The organism is Microbacterium sp. LWH12-1.2 (genome assembly GCF_040675825.1).
In the GTDB taxonomy this organism is placed as follows: domain Bacteria; phylum Actinomycetota; class Actinomycetes; order Actinomycetales; family Microbacteriaceae; genus Microbacterium.
Genome location: NZ_JBEGIJ010000001.1, coordinates 1,766,118 through 1,783,542 on the forward strand (window position 1 = coordinate 1,766,118; position 17,425 = coordinate 1,783,542).

Genomic DNA, 17,425 nt, shown 5'->3' on the forward strand with positions numbered 1-17,425 from the left:
TCAGCCTCCGGCCATCGTGCGGGCGATCTGCGTCGCGGAGTCGCCCGCACGCTTGAGGACGAGTGCCACCAGGGCGAGCGAGATCAGCGTGAGCACGAGCATGATCGTCGACACCGCGGCGATCTCTGGTCGCAATCCGCTGCGCAGCGCGGAGAGGACGTAGACCGGCCACGGCGTCGTGCCGGAGACCTGCACGAACGCCGAGGCCACGGTGTTGTCCAGGCTCAGGGTGAACGAGAGCAGGACGCCGGCCAGCACCGCAGGCATCGCCAGCGGCAGCGTGATCTTCATGAAGGTCCGCAGCGGTGTGGCGTACAGGTCTGCGGATGCCTCTTCGAGACGAGCATCCTGCCCGACCAGACGCGCCCGCACGATGTAGGAGACGATCGCGACCGAGAACAGCGAATGGCCGACGACGAGGCGGGCCGTGCCGTCGCTGAACAGGCTGATCCCGAGGTCCTGTCCGAGGAAGACGAGCCATGGCAGCAGCGCCACGGCATCCACGATCTCCGGAGTCACGGACACCAGCAGGAGCAGCCCGAGGAACCACCACACCCAGCGCCCGGGCCGCCGCGCCATGGCGATACCGGCCAGCGTGCCCAGCAGCGACGCGAGGACCGCGGCGATGAGTCCGGTGCGGATCGACACCATCACCGCGTCACGGATCACCGGCTTCTCGAAGATCGCGGCGAACGGGGCCATGCTGAACCCCTCCCAGGCGACGAGGAGACGCCCGGAGTTGAACGAGTAGGCGATGATCACGATGATCGGCAGGAACAGGAACGCGAAGACGATCACCGACCACACCGCGAGCAGGCGATTGCCGAGTTGCCCTCGCCGGGCATTGCGAGTCATGATCCCTCCCCCAGGATGAGGCGACTGCGCGATCGGAACGGCAGCGTCGCTACCCAGATCAGCACGGCCGCGATGCCGATCGACAGCATGATGACGATGATCAGCAGCACCGCCATCGCGGATCCGAGCGCCCAGTTCTGCGCGGTGCCGAACTGGCTCGCGACGAGCTGCCCGATCATGTTGCCCTGCGCGCCGCCGAGAACGGTCGCGGTGATGTAGTCGCCCATCAGCGGGATGTACACCAGCAGCACGCCGGCGATGATGCCGGGGCGGGCGAGCGGCACGGTGACCCGGAGGAAGGTGCTCACCGCATTCGCTCCGAGGTCCTTGCTCGCCTCGCGCAGCGGCGTGCTCACCCGGTCGAAGGCGACGAACAGCGGCAGGATCATCAGCGGCAGGTAGTTGTACACGACGCCGATGAGCACGGCGGCGCGGGTGTAGAGCACTTCGAGGGGACCATCGGTGACGCCGATGCCCTGCAGCAGGGTCGACAGCCAGCCTTCCGGGGCGAGGATGACCTGCCAGCCGAGCGTGCGCACCAGGAAGTTCGTCCAGAAGGGCACCATGACCAGCGCGAGCAGCAGCCCCCGTCGCTCGGGCGGCGCCTTCACCGCCATCCAGTACGCCACCGGCATCCCGATGATCAGGCACAGCAGTGTGCCGAGCACACCGACCCAGAGCGTGTTCTGGAACGTGGTGAAGAACGTCGGAGAGAGCGCTTCGACGTAGCGGTCGAAGGAGAGGACGTCATTGGCGTGGGTGCCGAAGATGCCCGGTTTGTAGCCGAAGCTGAACCAGACGACCATTCCGATGGGCGCGACGAAGAACGCCAGCAGCCACGCCCATGCGGGAACGGCGAGCGCGAACCGGGGGCTACGCACCCGCGGCGGCCTTTGTGGCATTCCAGATCTCGACGACCCGTGCCTGCGCCTCTCCGACCTTGCCCTCGTGCATGGTCTCGATCTGCGCCTCGTCGAAGAAGACCATGTCGAGTCGCTCGAACCCGGCTGCCTCTGCCGCGGCTCTGATCCCGGCCGCTCCGGTGTCATAGCCGATGTAGTCGACCTGGGCGAGTTGCGATTCCGGGGTGAGGATGAAATCGAGGAAGGCGTGCGCGGCCTCCGGATGCGGCGCCCCCGTGACCAGCGCCCAGTTGTCCATCCACAGTTCGGTGTCCGGCGCGCCCAGGACCCACTGCCAACGGTCGGGGTCCGGTGACTCCATGATGCCGATGCGCGCATCGCCGTTCCACGCCTGCATCAGCACATGAGACGCCTGCGGGATCGCAGCCCCACCGGGGTAGGAGTCGAAGGCGGAGATATGCGGGGCGAGCTCGCCGACCAGGAACGCCTCGCAGGCGTCGAGGTCGGCCGGGTCCGTGGTGGTCCAATCGATCCCGTTCGCCCAGTAGTAGATGCCGCACAGCGGAGAAGGGTCATCGAGGACGGAGGTCTTGCCCGACGCTTCGTTCTGGGCCGCGTCGATGAAGTCGCTCCAGGTCGTGAGCGGGCGGGTGATGACGGTCTTGTCGTAGACGAAGCCGGTCGTACCCCAGGCCTTGCAGATCGAGTACTCGTTCTTCGGGTCCCATTCCCGCCCGAGGAACGCAGGATCCATGTGCTCGATGTTCGGGATGAGATCGAGGTTCAGCTTCGCCAGCAGACCGTTCTCGATCATCTGCGGAATGAACACCCCCGTGGGCACGACGAGGTCGTAGCCGCTGGTGCCCTTCGCGGCGACCAGCTTCGCGATCATCTCTTCGTTGGAGGCGAACGTGTCCATGACGACCTTGGCGCCGTGCTCATTCGTGAACGCCTCGACGACCTCGGGGGCGTCGTACTCGCCCCAACTGTAGATCGAGAGCGAATCCTCCAGGGTGCCGCCCGTCGCCTGCGCGGCCGGCTTGCCCTGTCCGCCGGGCGCGCAGGCGGTCAGAAGGCCCGCGGCACCGAGCGCCATCATCGTTCCCATGAAACCTCGGCGCGAGAGCTCGCGGCGAAGAAGCGGCGCCGCGTTGCTGTCGGCGAGGATGCGGATGCTGTTGAAGTCGTTCATGGCACTCCCCTGTGTGGGTCGGTTGTGTCGGGTCAAGGAGTCGGATGCGGTCAGGCGGGCGCGGGCAGATTGATCACGTGCGTCGCCGTACTCGGTGCGCCTTCGGCGGCGAACAGGCGCACGTCGGCGGCATCCCAGACGCAGCGGATGTCGTCACCGGGCTGAAGGACCGGGGCGGCGGGTGCCGGCGTGCGCACGAGCATCTTCTGCTCCAGGCCGACGTCGACGAGCACCTGAAGGGTCTCCCCGAGGTGGGAGACGCCGAGGACGGTTCCCCGGACGCCGTCACCCTGTCTCAGCGGATCCTCGAGGCGGATGAACTCGGGGCGGATCGCCGCCACCGCCGCCCGGCCGGCGGCCACCACCTCACCGCCCCATCTCCCGGGAAGCACGCCGAGCGCCGTATCGACGGCGGCGCCGTCCGAATGCACGGTGCCGGGGATGAAGTTCTGCTGTCCGATGAACGAGGCGACGTACGCGGAAGCCGGCTCAGCGTAGATCGCGGCCGGAGCGTCGAGTTGTTCGATGCGTCCCGCCCGCATCACGGCGATCCGGTCACTCATCGACAGTGCCTCCGCCTGATCGTGCGTGACGAAGACGAAGGTCGTACCCAATCGCGCCTGCAGCAGCTTGAGCTCGAGCTGCATCTCCTCGCGCAGCTGACGGTCGAGAGCGGCGAGCGGCTCATCCAGCAGGAGGACGCTCGGCCGGTTGATGAGCGCACGGGAGAGGGCGATGCGCTGTTGCTGGCCGCCCGAGAGCTGGGTCGGCTTGCGGTCGGCGAACGAGCGCAGTTGCACCATGTCGAGCGCCTCGCCGACCCTGATGCGCTGCTCGGCCTTCGGCACGCGGCGCTGCTGGAGACCGTAGGCGACGTTCTCGGCGACGGTCAGGTGTGGGAACAGAGCGTATGCCTGGAAGACCGTGTTCACCTCGCGACGGTGGGGCGGCAGATTCAGCACACTGCGTCCGGAGATGCGGATGTCACCGGCGTCCGGATACTCGAAACCGGCGATCATCCGCAGCGTCGTCGTCTTCCCGCAGCCGGATGGCCCCAGGAGAGAGAGGAACTCACCCGGTCGGACGTCGAGCGTGAGGTCGTCGACCGCCTTGGCGCTGCCGTAGAGCTTGGTGACGCCTTCGATGCTGACGCCACCCGCGTCTGTCGCCGCATCGCGCGTCATGGTCGACGCTGGCACTGTGCCGGTCATGGAACCTCCGCCGTCGGAATCGTTGGCCGCAGTCTGACACAGGATCCGTGCGGCGCATAGCGAAAACAGAAGAGAGTTAACATGATCGCAACGGTTTTCGTCGCCTAATCGGCAGTGCACCTCCGATTAGGACCGAGTTTGCTCGATCTCGCACCCGTTGGACTTCAGATCAGGAAGCCTCTCAGCAGCGCTTCGGAACCGGCGAGATGATCGCGCATCGCCGACTCCGCGGCGTCGGGGCGACCGGCGAGGATCGCCGTGACGATGCGCTCGTGCTGCTCTCCGGAATGCTGGATGTTGCGGGGCATCAGCGGAAAGGTGTCGAGCCAGGCGTTGACGCCGGCCCGGTTCTCAGCGACGAGCGCGACCAGCGACGGCACCCCGGCGGCCTCGGCGATCGCCAGATGGAACAGCGTGTCCAGGCGCCGATACTCCTCCGGCCCCGCAGGCAGTGCGGCTTCGTGCCGTGCCCACAGCTCCGCCCTGGTCGCGGCATCCAGAGTCCTGCTCGCAGCCGCGTGCGCCGACCCGGCCTCCAGCACGAGACGGAGCCCGAGGACGTCATCGAGCTCGACGGACGTCACCGCTCCCGCAACCGACGGCTGCGGGAGCGGATCCGCGACGAATGTGCCGCCGTAGCGACCTCGCTTCGGCAGCAGATAACCGGTGTCGGCCAGTTCACGGATCGCGTCGCGCACGGTGTCGCGGCTCACCCCGAACGACGCCGCGAGTTCCCGCTCGGGCGGCAACGAGTCCCCCGGAGCGACGACGCCGAGGCGGATGGTCTGCACGAGGCGGGCCACCGTGTCCTCCAGGGCGTTCCCACGGCGAAGCGGTCGATACACCGCCCGACGCACCTCGGCGAGGTCGCCGCCGTCTGCACCCGGAAGATCGATGCTCATAGCGGGGTCACGTAGGCGTTGCTGATTCCGCCGTCCACGACGAAGGCGCTGGCGGTGATGAAGGACGAGTCATCGGAGGCGAGGAACGCCACGGCAGCCGCCATCTCCTCGGGCTCGGCGAAACGGCCCATCGGCACGTGCACGAGACGACGCTGCGCGCGCTCCGGATCCTTGGCGAAGAGCTCCTGGAGCAACGGCGTGTTGACCGGCCCAGGGCAGAGTGCGTTCACCCGGATGCCCTGGCGAGCGAACTGCACACCGAGCTCACGCGACATCGCCAGCACGCCGCCCTTCGAGGCCGTGTAGCTGATCTGCGAGGTCGCGGATCCCAGCAGCGCGACGAATGAGGCGGTGTTGATGATCGACCCTCGACCGGCCGGAACCATGTGCCGGAGCGCGGCCCGGCTGCACAGGTACACGCTCTTCAGGTTCACATCCTGGACGCGGTCCCACGCCGGCAGCTCCGTCGTCTCGATCGAGTCGTCGTCGGCCGGCGAGATGCCGGCGTTGTTGAAGGCGATGTCGATCCGGCCGAACTCGGCGGCGACGCCGTCGAACAGCGCGTTCACCTTGGCTTCGTCGGCGACGTCGACGGAACGGAACGCTCCGCCGATCTCGGCCGCGGCCGCCTCTCCGGTGGTCGGATCGACGTCGGCGATGACGACGAACGCCCCTTCGGCGGCGAACCGCTTGGCGGTCGCGAAGCCGATACCGCTCGCCCCGCCGGTGATGATGGCGACGCGATCCTTGAGTCGCTGGGTCAGATCAATGCTCATGTGTGTTCTCCGGTTGAGAGGTTCGGGTGAGAGGTTCTGGTGAGAGGGCAGGCGACGCGATCAGAGGGCATCGGTCGCGAAGAAGACGTTCTTGGTCTCGGTGAAATGCTCGGCGGCATCCGGTCCCAGTTCGCGCCCGAGACCCGACGCCTTCATGCCGCCGAACGGTGTCGCGTAGCGCACCGAGGAGTGGGAGTTCACCGACAGCACGCCGCTCTGCACGCCGCGCGCGACCCGCACCGCGCGGCCGAGGTTCTCGGTCCACACGGATCCGGCGAGCCCGTAGACGGTGTCGTTGGCGAGACGGATCGCGTCGGCCTCGTCTTCGAACGGCATCACCGCGACGACGGGTCCGAACACCTCCTGCTGCGCGATCCGGTCGGTGGGGTCTGCCAGCACCACGGTCGGCGCGAACCAGAAGCCGTCGCCTGCGGGTGCTGACCCTCGGAAGGCGATGTTCGCGTCGTCGAGGAACGACGACACAGTGTCGCGGTGATTCGCCGAGATGAGGGGCCCCATGTCGGTGTCCGCGCTGCCGGGGTCGCCGACCCGCCACGATGCCACCGCGGGTTCGAGCATCTCCAGGAAGCGGTCGTACACCGATCGCTGCACGAGCAGACGGCTGCGGGCGCAGCAGTCCTGCCCCGCGTTGTCGAACACCGACCCGGGAACAGCGGCCACAGCGCGCTCGAGGTCGGCGTCGGCGAAGACGATGTTGGCGCTCTTGCCACCGAGCTCGAGCGTCACGGGCTTCAGCGCCCTGGCGCATCCGGCAGCCACTTCGATCCCGACCTCGGTCGAGCCGGTGAAGACCACCTTGCGCACATCCGGATGCTCGACCAGCCGCTGCCCGACGACCGATCCGGATCCCGTGACGACCTCGAGCAGCCCCGCGGGCAGCCCCGCTTCGATGGCCAGTTCGCCCAGGCGGATGGCCGTCAGCGGTGTGAGCTCGGCCGGCTTCAGCACGACGGCGTTGCCCGCGGCGAGCGCCGGCGCGAACGCCCAGGAGGCGATCGTCATCGGGAAGTTCCACGGCACGATGACACCGACGACGCCGTATGGATCATGGAAGGTCACATCGAGGCCGCCCGCGACAGGGATCTGTCGTCCGGACAGCCGCTCGGGATCGGCGGAGTAGTAGTTGAGGACCTGGGCGACATGCGCAGCCTCCCACCGCGCCGAGGAGATCGGATGCCCCGAGTTCAGCACTTCCAGCTGCGCCAGCTCCTCCACCGCACCTTCGACGGCGCGGGCGAACGCACGCAGGGCATCAGCGCGCGCGAGCGGCGCGAGGGCCGCCCAGCGACGCTGCGCGGCGACGGCGCGTGCGATCGCGGCATCCGTCTCGTCGACGCCCGCGCGCGTGATGTCGCGGATCGGCGCGCCGGTGGACGGGTTGATGACAGTGAACGCGCTCATCGCGTTTCCTCCTTCTGCCGCGCAGCGAACGCGCGAGCCTGTGAGACGAGATCTTCGAAGAGCCGCCGGTCGTCGGTGTTCTCCTCCGGATGCCACTGGACGCCGACGAGGTATCCGTCGCCGACGCCCTCGAACGCCTGCACGAGACCGTCGTCGGATCGTGCGCTGACGGCAAGGCCGTCGCCGAGTCGCCCGATGCCCTGATGGTGGTAGCTGTGCACCGGGTAGGTTTCGTCTCCGAGGATCTGCGAGAGCGTCGACTCCGCCTCGATGGCCACCTCGTTCTCGGCGAACACGCCGCCGCCGATCCGATAGCGATCGGTGCCGAGGGACTCCGGCAGATGCTGCTGCAGCGTTCCACCTCTGGCCACATTCACCAGCTGCAGGCCGCGGCAGATCGCGAGCACGGGGAGCCGCCGGCGCTCAGCGGCGCGGAACAGCGCCAGTTCCCAGGCGTCACGGTCGACTCGCGCCGCATCCGTCTGCGGATGACGCTCGGCCCCGTAGAGCTCCGGCTGCACGTCGGCACCGCCGGTGAGGATCAGACCATCCAGACCCGCCACCGCGATGTCGGCGACCTGCTCGGCCTGTGGAGGCAGCAGCAGGGCGACGCCACCGGATGCGGTGACCGCGTTGAGATACACATCGGGCAGGAACGCCGCGCGCACATCCCAGACACCCTGCTGGGCGCGTTCCAGATACGTGCTGACGCCGATGCGAGGCGCGGATCGCACGTCAGAGTCGCTCGAAGCCACGGACGCGCTCCCAGTCGGTGACGGCGGCATCATAGGCTTCGACCTCGATACGCGCCTGGTTCAGATAGTGCTCCACCATGTCGTCGCCGAACGCATCGCGTGCGATCCGCGATTCGCTGAACAGCTGCGCGGCCTCGCGCAGCGTCGTCGGCAGGTGATCGACGCCCGCCTCGTAGGCGTTGCCGGTGAAGCGCTCGGGCAGCGCCAGTTCGTTCTCGATGCCGTGCAGTCCGCCTGCGATGATCGCCGAGATTCCCAGGTACGGGTTCACATCGCCACCCGGCACCCGGTTCTCGACGCGGAGCGCGGAACCGCTGCCGATCACCCGCAGCGCACAGGTGCGGTTGTCGATCCCCCAGGCCACCCCGGTCGGGGCGAAGCTGCCCTTCGCGAATCGCTTGTACGAGTTGATGTTCGGCGCGTACAGCAGCGTGAATTCGCGCAGGGTCGCCAGGATGCCGGCGATCCAGTGCTCCATGATCGGGCTGAACCCGTGCTCGCCATCGCCCGCCATCACCGGCGTTCCGTCCTGGTCGCGGAGGGAGAGGTGGATGTGGCAGCTGTTGCCTTCGCGCTCGTTGAACTTGGCCATGAACGTCAGCGCCTGTCCGTGCTGCTCGGCGATCTCCTTCGCGCCGTTCTTGTAGATCGCGTGCTGATCGGCGGTCTCCCGCACCTCCGCGTAGCGGAACGCGATCTCTTGCTGACCGAAATTGCACTCCCCCTTGACGCCCTCGCAATACATCCCCGCACCGTCCATGCCGTTGCGGATGTCGCGCAGCAGCGGCTCCATGCGGGTCGAGGCGAGGAGGTTGTAGTCGACGTTGTAGTCCGTCGCGGGCGTCAGCCCCTCGTACTTGCGCGCCCAGGCATCGCGGTAGGTGTTCTCGAACACGATGAACTCGAGCTCGGTACCGGAGAAGGCGGTCCAGCCGCGCTCGGCCAGGCGGTCGCGCTGCCGATCGAGGATCGCGCGCGGCGATGGGCCGACCGGTTCGCCGTTCTGCCAGACGAGGTCTGCCATCACGAGCGCGGTACCGGGCAGCCAGGGCATGCGGCGGAGAGTCTCGGCATCCGGGCGCAGCACCATGTCCCCGTATCCGCGATCCCAGCCCGACATCGCGTAGCCGTCGACCGTGTTCATGTCGACGTCGACCGAGAGCAGGTAGTCGCACGCCTCGGCGCCGTGGTGAAGGATGTCCTCCTGGAACAGTCGAGCGGAGACCCGCTTGCCCACCAGCCGCCCCTGGGCGTCGGCGAAGGCCACGATCACGGTATCGATCTCGCCGGCTCCGATGCCGGCATCCAGCTGCTCGATGCTCAGGTTTCCCGACATCTGACGCTCCTGTCCTGTGTGCGGTGGAGCGATCAGCCGACCGGCTCCGCCCTCAGAGTAGAACACCTTCCGGGTTTAAAGGTAGACGAATCCACCATTGGATGCCACAATCGGGCGCTAGGTGCAGTCGGCGCCTGACTGCATGCGAATGGAGACCGGATGTCTGAGCAGAAAACTGGGTCGCGCAAGGTCGGTGGCGCGACCTATACCCGCGCCGGCAGCGATTACTTCGAGAAGCGGACGCTGAAGCGATCCGCCGGAGTGTGGGGGCTGTGGGGTCTCGCAGTCGCCGCAGTCATTTCCGGAGACTTTTCCGGATGGAACTTCGGCATCGACTTCGCCGGCTTCGGCGGAATGCTCATCGCCTTCGCGATCCTGGTGCTCATGTACTACGGCATGATCTTCTCGATCGGAGAGATGGCCGCCGCGATGCCGCACACCGGCGGCGCCTATTCGTTCGCGCGCTCGGCCATGGGCCCGTGGGGCGGCCTCGTCACCGGCGCCGCCGAGACGATCGAGTACGTCGCCACGACGGCGGTGATCGTCTACTTCTCCGCCTCCTACGCCAACGGCATCACCAGCGAACTGCTCGACTTCACCTTGCCGGGATGGGCGTGGTACATCATCCTCTACGTCGTCTTCATCGCCCTGAACTCGGCCGGAGCCGCGATCTCGTTCCGCTTCGCGATCATCGTCTCCATCATCTCGATCGGCATCATCCTCGTCTTCTCGGTGATGGCCGCCTTCTCCGGCGCCTTCTCCTGGGATTCGCTCTGGAACATCGCGCCCGATCCCGGACAGACGGCGTTCCTCCCGCACGGCGTACTCCCGATCCTGTTCGCGCTCCCGTTCGCGATGTGGTTCTTCCTCGGAATCGAGGAGCTGCCCCTCGCCGCCGAAGAGTCGCACAACCCCACCCGCGACATTCCCAAGGCCGGGTTCTGGGCCCGCGGCACGCTCATCGTGACCGGCCTCCTCGTCCTGTTCCTGAACACCGGCATCCTCGGTGCCGAGGCGACCGGCGTGGCCGGCGAACCTCTCCTCGACGGCTTCCGCGCGATCGTCGGCGATCAGATGGCCGCCGTCCTCGCCCTGTTCGCCCTGATCGGTCTGCTCGCCTCGCTCCAGGGGATCATGTTCGCCTACGGCCGCAACATGTACTCGCTGTCCCGGGCCGGCTACTACCCTCGGTTCCTCTCGCTCACCGGTAAGCGCCAGACACCGTGGGTCGCTCTGGTCGTCGGCGCGGCGATCGGGTTCGTCGCCCTGATCGTGCTGGATGTCCTCGCCGCCGTCGACGCCGAAGGCGCCGGATCCGTGGCAGGTGCGATCGTTCTGAACATCGCGGTGTGGGGAGCGGTGCTCGCCTATGCGCTTCAGCTGGTGTCGTTCATGGTGCTGCGCAAGAAGTACCCGAACGCCGACCGCCCGTATCGCAGCCCGTGGGGCATCCCCGGAGCCGTCATCGCCCTGGTGATCGCCGCGCTCATCTTCGTCGGCTTCCTGCTGAACCCGACGTTCGGGCCCGCGATCATCGCCATCGCGATCGTCTACGTCATCATCCTGGTCGGGTTCGGACTGTTCTTCCGTCACCGTCTGGTGCTCTCCCCCGAAGAGGAGTACGCCCTCTCCGGTGGAACGCACGGCGACCCGCAGGCCGAGGGCTACGACGCGATGGAGGGCGAGGTCTTCGGTACGAAGTAGGCCGACCGTCTTCGATTCGAAATGGGCCCCACGCGGGGGCGCGGCCTACTTCGAATCGAAGTCGAACGCCTTCAACAACTCGAGCACCGCCTTGTCGCGCTCCTCGCCGCCATGCTCGAACATGTGCGTGACATGGGTGCGGAGGTGGTTCTCCAGGAGCAGACGGTTCAACGATTCCAGAGACCGCTGGATCGCACGCGACTGCGTGATGATGTCCATGCAGTACTCCTCGTTCTCGATCATCCGCGCGACTCCGCGCATCTGGCCTTCGAGGATGCTGGTGCGGTGCAATGCACGCTTCTTGATGTCTTCGATCACGGTTCGAGGTTAGTCGCCATGAAAGGATGACGTCATGCCGCGAACCCCGATGACGCAGCTCTCCCCCGCTGACCAGGTGCGCCTCCGCGCCCTGCGCCGCATGAAAGCGGTCGCGCTCGGCGCGCTCGTGTTCATGGCGGTCGTCTTCGTCGTGGCGTTCTGGCTGCAGGAGCGACAGCCGTGGCTGAGTTACGTGCGCGCTGCTGCCGAGGGCGGCATGGTCGGCGCGCTCGCGGACTGGTTCGCCGTCACCGCCCTGTTCCGCAGGCCGCTGGGCCTGCCGATCCCCCACACCGCGATCATTCCGAGTCGCAAGGATGAGATCGGCCGCAGCCTCGGGGAGTTCGTCGAGACGAACTTCCTCGAAGCATCCGTCGTGCGCACGAAGCTCTCCAGCACCGCCATCGCGCTGCGCGCCGGCGAATGGCTCCGCCAAGCACCCCACGCCGAACGCGTGGCCACCGAGGGCGCAGCCGTCGCCACCGCGGTACTGAACGCGCTCAGCGACGACGACGTCCGCGATCTGATCACCGACCTCGCCCGCGAGCACCTGGTCTCCCCGGAATGGGGGCCGCCGGCCGGGGTCTGGCTCGGCAAGATCGTCGAGGCCGATGCGCACCACGGCGCCGTCGACCTCGCGGTGGACAGTATCGCGACCTGGCTCGACGCCAATGCCGTGGCCTTCCACGGCCTCATCTCCCGGCGACTCCCCTCGTGGGTCCCCAAGCTCGCACACCGCTTCGTCGACGAGACCGCCTACAACGAGGCGCTGCGCTTCGTGCATGCGGTGCAGGCCGACCCGCAGCATCCGGCCCGGCTCGCCGTCGACGGATACCTCGCCCGCCTCGCCGACAACCTGCAGCACGACCCCGTGACCCGGGCGAAGCTCGAGAATGCCAAGTCCACATTGTTCGACAGCCCTCGGGTCGGCGCTCTGGCCGCCGAAGCATGGAACACCGCGAAGGCCGGGCTGCTCACCGCTCTCGCCGATCCCGAGAGCGGGTTGCGACGCCGCGCAACGCAGGCGCTGCAGGAGATCGGCGCACGCCTCACGACGGATGACGGCCTGCAGCGACGTGTCGATACCTGGGTCGCCGATGCGGCCGTGTTCCTCGTCGACCGGTACCGGCACGACATCGCCTCGATCATCACCGACACCGTGGAACGCTGGGATCCGGCCGAGACGACGGAGAAGATCGAGCTCATGGTCGGGCGTGACCTGCAGTACATCCGACTCAACGGCACCTTCGTCGGCGCCCTCGCCGGCCTCGCCATCTTCGCGATCGCCCACGCACTGATCCCCGGCGTCTGACGTGACCCCGCCGGCGAACCCCCTCGACAACGCGTCGCCGCTCCTCGCGACGGCCCTCGTCGCGAGGTTCCTCATCGAACTCGCCCTTCTCGCCGGCGCAGCGGTCGCAGCGTGGCGACTGGTTCCCGGTCCGTGGGGATGGGTCGCGGCCGTCGTGGCCCCGGTCGCCGTCGCCGTCGTCTGGGGCCTCTTGCTCTCGCCGCGGGCTCGGTTCGTCCTTCCGGAGCCGATGAAGCTCGCACTCGAAGCCGTGCTCTTCGTCGGCGTCGCCCTGGCGCTGTCCCTGACGGGACTCGGTGTCTCGGCGATCATCGGTTTCGTGGTCTGGGCCGTCGACCGCATCGCCATCGCTGTGCTCACACCGCGCAGAGGGGCGCAACGCGTCACCTAGCGGATCGCGACGCCGTCCTTCCACACGTGGGACACCAGCGGCACACCGGGCCGGTAGGCGAGGTGGATGCGCGTCGGCGCGTCCAGCAGCACCAGATCGGCGCGCGCACCAGGGACGATGACGCCGATGTCGTCGCGTCGCAGGGCTCGTGCTCCACCGGCCGTCGAGGCCCATACGGCTTCGGCGGGCGTCATGCCCATGTCGCGCACCGCGACGGCGATGCAGAACGGCATCGACGAGGTGAAGCTCGATCCCGGATTCGTGTCGCAGGCGAGCGCGACCGTCACGCCGGCATCGATGAGGCGACGGGCATCGGGATACGGCTGGCGGGTCGAGAATTCGACACCGGGCAGCAGTGTGAGCACGGTGTCGGACGCGGCGAGAGCCGCCACATCGGCGTCCGTCAGGTACGTGCCGTGATCGATGGATGCGGCACCCAGGTCGACGGCGAGCTGCACGCCCTCCCCCGGGCCCAGCTGGCTCGCATGCACGCGCGGCGCCAGTCCGCGAGCGATGCCCGCCTCCAGCACCCGACGCGACTGCTCGACGGTGAAAGCCCCGGTCTCGCAGAAGACGTCGATCCACTTCGCATGCGGGGCGCAGGCATCCAGCATCCGCCCCGTCACGAGATCGACGTATTCGTCCGCACGATCGGCATACTCGGCCGGAACCACATGCGCGCCGAGGAATGTCACCTCGGGCGTCACCTCGGCGGCGAGGCGCACCAGGCGCTCCTCCGTCTCGACGTCCAGCCCGTAGCCGCTCTTGATCTCCACCGTCGTGGTGCCCTGGGCGAGCATCTCGTCGAGGAAGCCGCGCAACCGGCCCCGCAGTTCCTCCTCCGAGGCGGCACGCGTCGCCGCGACGGTCGAGCGGATGCCGCCGGCAGCATACTTCTGCCCCGCCATCCGCGACTCGAACTCGACAGCGCGGTCCCCGGCGAAGACGAGGTGGCTGTGGCTGTCGACGAAGCCCGGGATCATCGCCCGCCCGTCGGCGTCGACGACTTCTGCGACCGCCGGCGCCTGTGCGGATGGGCCCACCCAGGCGATCCGCCCGTCCTCGATGAGCACCGCCGCATCACGCAGCGTGCCGCAGAGGTCGCCGTCGGCTGCGACGTTGGTCGTCAGCTCCCCGATGTTCGTGATCAGCGTGCTCATCACAACATCGGCACCTTGAGGCCGCGCTCGCGGGCGACATCCTTGGCGTGCTCGTAGCCGGCATCGACGTGACGCATGACCCCGGTACCCGGATCGTTCGTGAGCACCCGCTCGAGCTTCTCCGCGGCAAGCGCGGAGCCGTCGGCGACCGATACCTGACCGGCGTGGATGCTGCGGCCGATGCCCACACCTCCGCCGTGGTGCAGGGACACCCAGGAGGCTCCGGAGGCGGTGTTCAGCAGCGCGTTCAGCAGCGGCCAGTCGGCGATCGCGTCGGAGCCGTCCTTCATGGACTCGGTCTCGCGGTACGGCGAGGCGACGGACCCGGAGTCGAGGTGGTCACGGCCGATCACGATCGGCGCCTTCAGTTCACCGGATGCCACCATCTCGTTGAACTTGAGGCCGGCGAGGTGCCGTTCCTTGTAGCCGAGCCAGCAGATGCGGGCGGGCAGGCCCTCGAAGTGCACCTTCTCGCCTGCCTTCTCCAGCCACCGGTGCAGCGCCTTGTCCTCGGGGAACAGTTCGGCGATCGCGCGATCGGTCTTGTAGATGTCTTCCGGGTCGCCGGAGAGCGCCGCCCACCGGAACGGCCCACGGCCCTCCTCGAACTGCGGCCGGATGTAGGCCGGCACGAACCCGGGGAATTCGAAGGCGCGGTCGAAGCCGCCCAGAACCGCTTCGGCGCGGATCGAGTTGCCGTAGTCGAAGACAGCAGCACCGGCATCCTTGAAGGCCACCATCGCGGCGACCTGCGCGGCCATGGACTCCCGCGAACGGCGGGTGAACTCCTCGGCGTCCCGCTCGGCCTCGGCCTTCCAGTCGGCGACCGAGATCCCGATGGGCAGGTACGCGAGCGGGTCGTGCGCGCTGGTCTGATCGGTCACGATGTCGATCGGCACACCGCGGCGGAGCAGTTCGGGGAACAGCTCTGCCGCGTTGCCGACGACACCCACCGAGAGCGCTTCGCCCGCGTCCTTGGCGGCGATGACGCGGGCCACCGCGGCGTCGAGGTCGGTGGTGTACTCGTCGAGGTAGCCGTGCTCGACGCGGCGCGAGAGACGCGACTCGTCGACGTCGACGATCAGCACGACGCCGTCGTTCAACGTCACGGCCAGCGGCTGGGCGCCGCCCATGCCACCGGCTCCACCGGTGAGGGTGAGCGTGCCCTTGAGGGAGTCACGCCCGAGCGAACGGGCGACGGCCGCGAAGGTCTCGTAGGTACCCTGCAGGATGCCCTGGGTGCCGATGTAGATCCATGATCCGGCGGTCATCTGCCCGTACATGATCAGACCCAGCTCTTCGAGCTTGCGGAACTCAGGCCAGGTCGCCCAGTCGCCGACGAGGTTGGAATTGGCGATGAGGACGCGCGGTGCCCACTCATGCGTACGGAAGACACCGACGGGTTTGCCGGACTGCACGAGCAGCGTCTCGTCGGGTTCCAGCTCGTCGAGGGTGCGGATGATCGCGTCGTACGCCTCCCAGCTGCGCGCGGCCTTCCCCGTGCCGCCGTAGACCACGAGGTCCTCGGGGTGCTCGGCGACCTCGGCATCGAGGTTGTTCATCAGCATGCGCTTGGCAGCCTCTGCGCCCCAGCTCTTCGCGGTGCGCACGTTGCCGCGCGCTGCGCGGATGTTGCGTGGTTCAGACATTCACGTACTCCTTTGCGGTGCGGGCGACAGCGCCCGACTGGACGAGTTCGGTGACGGCTTCCATCTCCGGGGACAGGAAGCGATCGGGGCCAGGACCGGCGGCGACGGTGCGGACGAGGTCGCGGACCGCGCCGGTGGCCGGCCCTGCCTCGAGCGGTGCGCGCAGGTCGAGTGCGCGGGCCGCAGTGAGGATCTCGATGGCGAGCACCCGGCCGAGCCCGTCGATCGCGCGACGGAGCTTGCGAGCAGCTGCCCACCCCATCGACACGTGGTCCTCCTGCATCGCGGAGGAGGGAATCGAGTCGACGGATGCCGGAACGGCGAGGCGCTTCAGCTCCGAGACGATGCCGGCCGCGGCGTACTGAGCGATCATGAGACCGGAGTCGACACCCACCTCGTCGGCGAGGAACGGCGGAAGTCCGTGGCTGCGCGCGGGGTCGAGCGCACGGTCGGTCCGTCGCTCGGAGACCGAGGCGACATCGGCGACCGAGATGGCCAGGAAGTCAAGGACGGCGGCGACCGGTGCACCATGGAAGTTCCCGTTCGACTCGATCCGCCCATCCACGGTGATCACCGGGTTGTCGATGACGCTGGCGAGTTCGCGGCCGGCGATCATCGCGGCGTAGCCCATGGTGTCGCGGGCGGTGCCGTGCACCTGCGGCGAGCAGCGCAGCGAGTACGCATCCTGAACACGTCCGTCATCCGGGCCCTTGTGGCTGGCGACCATGGGCGAATTCGAGAGGAACGCGCGCAGGTTCGCGGCCGACGTCGCCTGCCCTTCCTGTGGACGCAGAGCCATCAGGTCGGCGGCGAACACCGCATCGGTGCCGAGCTGCGATTCGACCGACATCGCGGCGGCGATATCGGCCGTGACGAGCAGCGCCTCCAGGTCGTGCAGCGCGAGCACGAGCATTCCGAGCATGCCGTCGGTGCCGTTGATGAGCGCGAGCCCCTCCTTCTCGACCAGCGTGACCGGCTCGATACCGGCGGCGGTCAGTGCCTCGGATGCCGGACGCAGTGCACCGGCGGCGTCCCTGACCTCACCCTCCCCCATCGCGGCGAGGGCGATGTGCGCGAGAGGCGCAAGGTCACCTGAGCACCCGAGTGAACCGTACTCACGCACCACCGGGGTCACTCCGGCGTTGAGCATCGCGGCGTAGGTCTCCACGACGATCGGACGCACACCGGTGCGCCCTGAGGCAAGAGTCTGCAGGCGGAGCAGTTGCAGCCCGCGGATGACCTCGCGCTCGACTTCAGCACCCGTGCCGGCGGCGTGCGACCGGATCAGGCTGGCCTGCAGCTGCAGCCGGCGATCGGGGGCGATGAACGTGGTCGCCAGCGCGCCGAAGCCGGTGGAGACGCCGTAGTGCGGGTGCGGATCAGCGGCAAGGCCGTCGATGACGTTGCGCGTGTGCGCGACGCGGTCGAGCGCCTCGGCGGCGATGACCACGGGTGCGCCGTCGCGGGCCACCGCGACGACATCGGCGGGGGCCAGCGGCTGGTGGCCGACGAGAACGGAAGGCAGATCACTCATGCTTCGATTCCACACCCGACAGCTCGACGCCGACAGCGGTTCATG

General features: G+C 68.0%; 16 protein-coding genes. 3 read left to right on the forward strand and 13 right to left on the reverse strand.

Annotation, left to right across the window (positions count from 1 at the left end):
- The 9 genes from MRBLWH12_RS08500 to MRBLWH12_RS08540 all read right to left on the reverse strand — a co-directional run bounded on the left by MRBLWH12_RS08500 (window position 1) and on the right by MRBLWH12_RS08540 (window position 9,312).
- The gene (locus MRBLWH12_RS08500) at window positions 1-855 is read right to left on the reverse strand and encodes an ABC transporter permease (RefSeq protein WP_363548174.1); all 855 of its coding nucleotides are present in this window, start codon (window positions 853-855) and stop codon (window positions 1-3) included.
- Entirely contained in the window at window positions 852-1,736 is an 885-nt protein-coding gene (locus tag MRBLWH12_RS08505; protein ID WP_363548176.1) for an ABC transporter permease, read from the reverse strand. The genes MRBLWH12_RS08500 and MRBLWH12_RS08505 overlap by 4 nt, the downstream gene beginning before the upstream one ends.
- Window positions 1,729-2,910 carry a polyamine ABC transporter substrate-binding protein gene (locus MRBLWH12_RS08510; protein ID WP_341973993.1) on the reverse strand — a complete coding sequence of 394 codons (1,182 nt, stop codon included), beginning with the start codon at window positions 2,908-2,910 and terminating at the stop codon, window positions 1,729-1,731. The genes MRBLWH12_RS08505 and MRBLWH12_RS08510 overlap by 8 nt, the downstream gene beginning before the upstream one ends.
- Window positions 2,911-2,960: 50 nt before the next feature.
- Window positions 2,961-4,121: an ABC transporter ATP-binding protein gene (locus MRBLWH12_RS08515; protein WP_363548179.1), complete on the reverse strand. Its 1,161-nt coding sequence runs from the start codon at window positions 4,119-4,121 to the stop codon at window positions 2,961-2,963.
- A gap of 164 nt (window positions 4,122-4,285) precedes the next feature.
- Complete coding sequence (locus MRBLWH12_RS08520) at window positions 4,286-5,023, reverse strand: FadR/GntR family transcriptional regulator (RefSeq protein ID WP_363548182.1); 738 nt, start codon at window positions 5,021-5,023, stop codon at window positions 4,286-4,288.
- Entirely contained in the window at window positions 5,020-5,799 is a 780-nt protein-coding gene (locus MRBLWH12_RS08525) for a 3-oxoacyl-ACP reductase (RefSeq protein WP_363548185.1), read from the reverse strand. The genes MRBLWH12_RS08520 and MRBLWH12_RS08525 overlap by 4 nt, the downstream gene beginning before the upstream one ends.
- Window positions 5,800-5,859: 60 nt before the next feature.
- Entirely contained in the window at window positions 5,860-7,221 is a 1,362-nt protein-coding gene (locus MRBLWH12_RS08530) for an aldehyde dehydrogenase family protein (protein ID WP_363548188.1), read from the reverse strand.
- Entirely contained in the window at window positions 7,218-7,976 is a 759-nt protein-coding gene (locus MRBLWH12_RS08535) for a gamma-glutamyl-gamma-aminobutyrate hydrolase family protein (RefSeq protein ID WP_407357911.1), read from the reverse strand. The genes MRBLWH12_RS08530 and MRBLWH12_RS08535 overlap by 4 nt, the downstream gene beginning before the upstream one ends.
- Window positions 7,957-9,312 carry a glutamine synthetase family protein gene (locus MRBLWH12_RS08540; RefSeq protein ID WP_363548194.1) on the reverse strand — a complete coding sequence of 452 codons (1,356 nt, stop codon included), beginning with the start codon at window positions 9,310-9,312 and terminating at the stop codon, window positions 7,957-7,959. The genes MRBLWH12_RS08535 and MRBLWH12_RS08540 overlap by 20 nt, the downstream gene beginning before the upstream one ends.
- A 159-nt stretch (window positions 9,313-9,471) precedes the next feature.
- Between MRBLWH12_RS08540 and MRBLWH12_RS08545 the strand changes: the two genes are divergently transcribed.
- Window positions 9,472-11,016: an amino acid permease gene (locus tag MRBLWH12_RS08545; protein WP_363548197.1), complete on the forward strand. Its 1,545-nt coding sequence runs from the start codon at window positions 9,472-9,474 to the stop codon at window positions 11,014-11,016.
- A gap of 45 nt (window positions 11,017-11,061) precedes the next feature.
- On the opposite strand, the gene MRBLWH12_RS08550 is transcribed toward MRBLWH12_RS08545, so the two are convergent.
- Window positions 11,062-11,334: a metal-sensitive transcriptional regulator gene (locus MRBLWH12_RS08550; RefSeq protein WP_102191548.1), complete on the reverse strand. Its 273-nt coding sequence runs from the start codon at window positions 11,332-11,334 to the stop codon at window positions 11,062-11,064.
- Window positions 11,335-11,368: 34 nt separating this feature from the next.
- Between MRBLWH12_RS08550 and MRBLWH12_RS08555 the strand changes: the two genes are divergently transcribed.
- Entirely contained in the window at window positions 11,369-12,646 is a 1,278-nt protein-coding gene (locus MRBLWH12_RS08555) for a DUF445 domain-containing protein (protein ID WP_363548200.1), read from the forward strand.
- Between the two features lies 1 nt (window position 12,647).
- The gene (locus MRBLWH12_RS08560) at window positions 12,648-13,037 is read left to right on the forward strand and encodes a YrdB family protein (RefSeq protein ID WP_363548203.1); all 390 of its coding nucleotides are present in this window, start codon (window positions 12,648-12,650) and stop codon (window positions 13,035-13,037) included.
- Here MRBLWH12_RS08560 and hutI read toward each other — a convergent pair.
- Genes hutI through hutH form a run of 3 tightly spaced genes read right to left on the reverse strand, consistent with a single transcriptional unit; the run spans window position 13,034 to window position 17,380 of the window.
- Window positions 13,034-14,197 (reverse strand): imidazolonepropionase, encoded by a 1,164-nt coding sequence (gene hutI / locus MRBLWH12_RS08565; protein ID WP_363548206.1) that lies wholly within the window; start codon window positions 14,195-14,197, stop codon window positions 13,034-13,036. The two genes, MRBLWH12_RS08560 and hutI, sit on opposite strands and share 4 nt — an antisense overlap.
- Window positions 14,197-15,846, reverse strand: a complete 1,650-nt coding sequence (gene hutU / locus MRBLWH12_RS08570) for a urocanate hydratase (RefSeq protein WP_363548208.1) — start codon at window positions 15,844-15,846, stop codon at window positions 14,197-14,199. The genes hutI and hutU overlap by 1 nt, the downstream gene beginning before the upstream one ends.
- Window positions 15,839-17,380 (reverse strand): histidine ammonia-lyase, encoded by a 1,542-nt coding sequence (hutH, locus tag MRBLWH12_RS08575; protein ID WP_363548210.1) that lies wholly within the window; start codon window positions 17,378-17,380, stop codon window positions 15,839-15,841. Before hutH ends, hutU begins: the two co-directional genes overlap by 8 nt.
- Window positions 17,381-17,425 lie beyond the last annotated feature (45 nt).

Bases quoted from the DNA above. Each gene is read 5' to 3' on its own strand.
- MRBLWH12_RS08500 (WP_363548174.1), bottom strand. From the start codon at position 855: ATGACTCGCAATGCCCGGCGAGGGCAACTCGGCAATCGCCTGCTCGCG.
- MRBLWH12_RS08510 (WP_341973993.1), bottom strand. From the start codon at position 2,910: ATGAACGACTTCAACAGCATCCGCATCCTCGCCGACAGCAACGCGGCG.
- MRBLWH12_RS08515 (WP_363548179.1), bottom strand. From the start codon at position 4,121: ATGACCGGCACAGTGCCAGCGTCGACCATGACGCGCGATGCGGCGACA.
- MRBLWH12_RS08520 (WP_363548182.1), bottom strand. From the start codon at position 5,023: ATGAGCATCGATCTTCCGGGTGCAGACGGCGGCGACCTCGCCGAGGTG.
- MRBLWH12_RS08525 (WP_363548185.1), bottom strand. From the start codon at position 5,799: ATGAGCATTGATCTGACCCAGCGACTCAAGGATCGCGTCGCCATCATC.
- MRBLWH12_RS08530 (WP_363548188.1), bottom strand. From the start codon at position 7,221: ATGAGCGCGTTCACTGTCATCAACCCGTCCACCGGCGCGCCGATCCGC.
- MRBLWH12_RS08540 (WP_363548194.1), bottom strand. From the start codon at position 9,312: ATGTCGGGAAACCTGAGCATCGAGCAGCTGGATGCCGGCATCGGAGCC.
- MRBLWH12_RS08545 (WP_363548197.1), top strand. From the start codon at position 9,472: ATGTCTGAGCAGAAAACTGGGTCGCGCAAGGTCGGTGGCGCGACCTAT.
- MRBLWH12_RS08555 (WP_363548200.1), top strand. From the start codon at position 11,369: ATGCCGCGAACCCCGATGACGCAGCTCTCCCCCGCTGACCAGGTGCGC.
- hutI (WP_363548206.1), bottom strand. From the start codon at position 14,197: ATGAGCACGCTGATCACGAACATCGGGGAGCTGACGACCAACGTCGCA.
- hutU (WP_363548208.1), bottom strand. From the start codon at position 15,846: ATGTCTGAACCACGCAACATCCGCGCAGCGCGCGGCAACGTGCGCACC.
- hutH (WP_363548210.1), bottom strand. From the start codon at position 17,380: ATGAGTGATCTGCCTTCCGTTCTCGTCGGCCACCAGCCGCTGGCCCCC.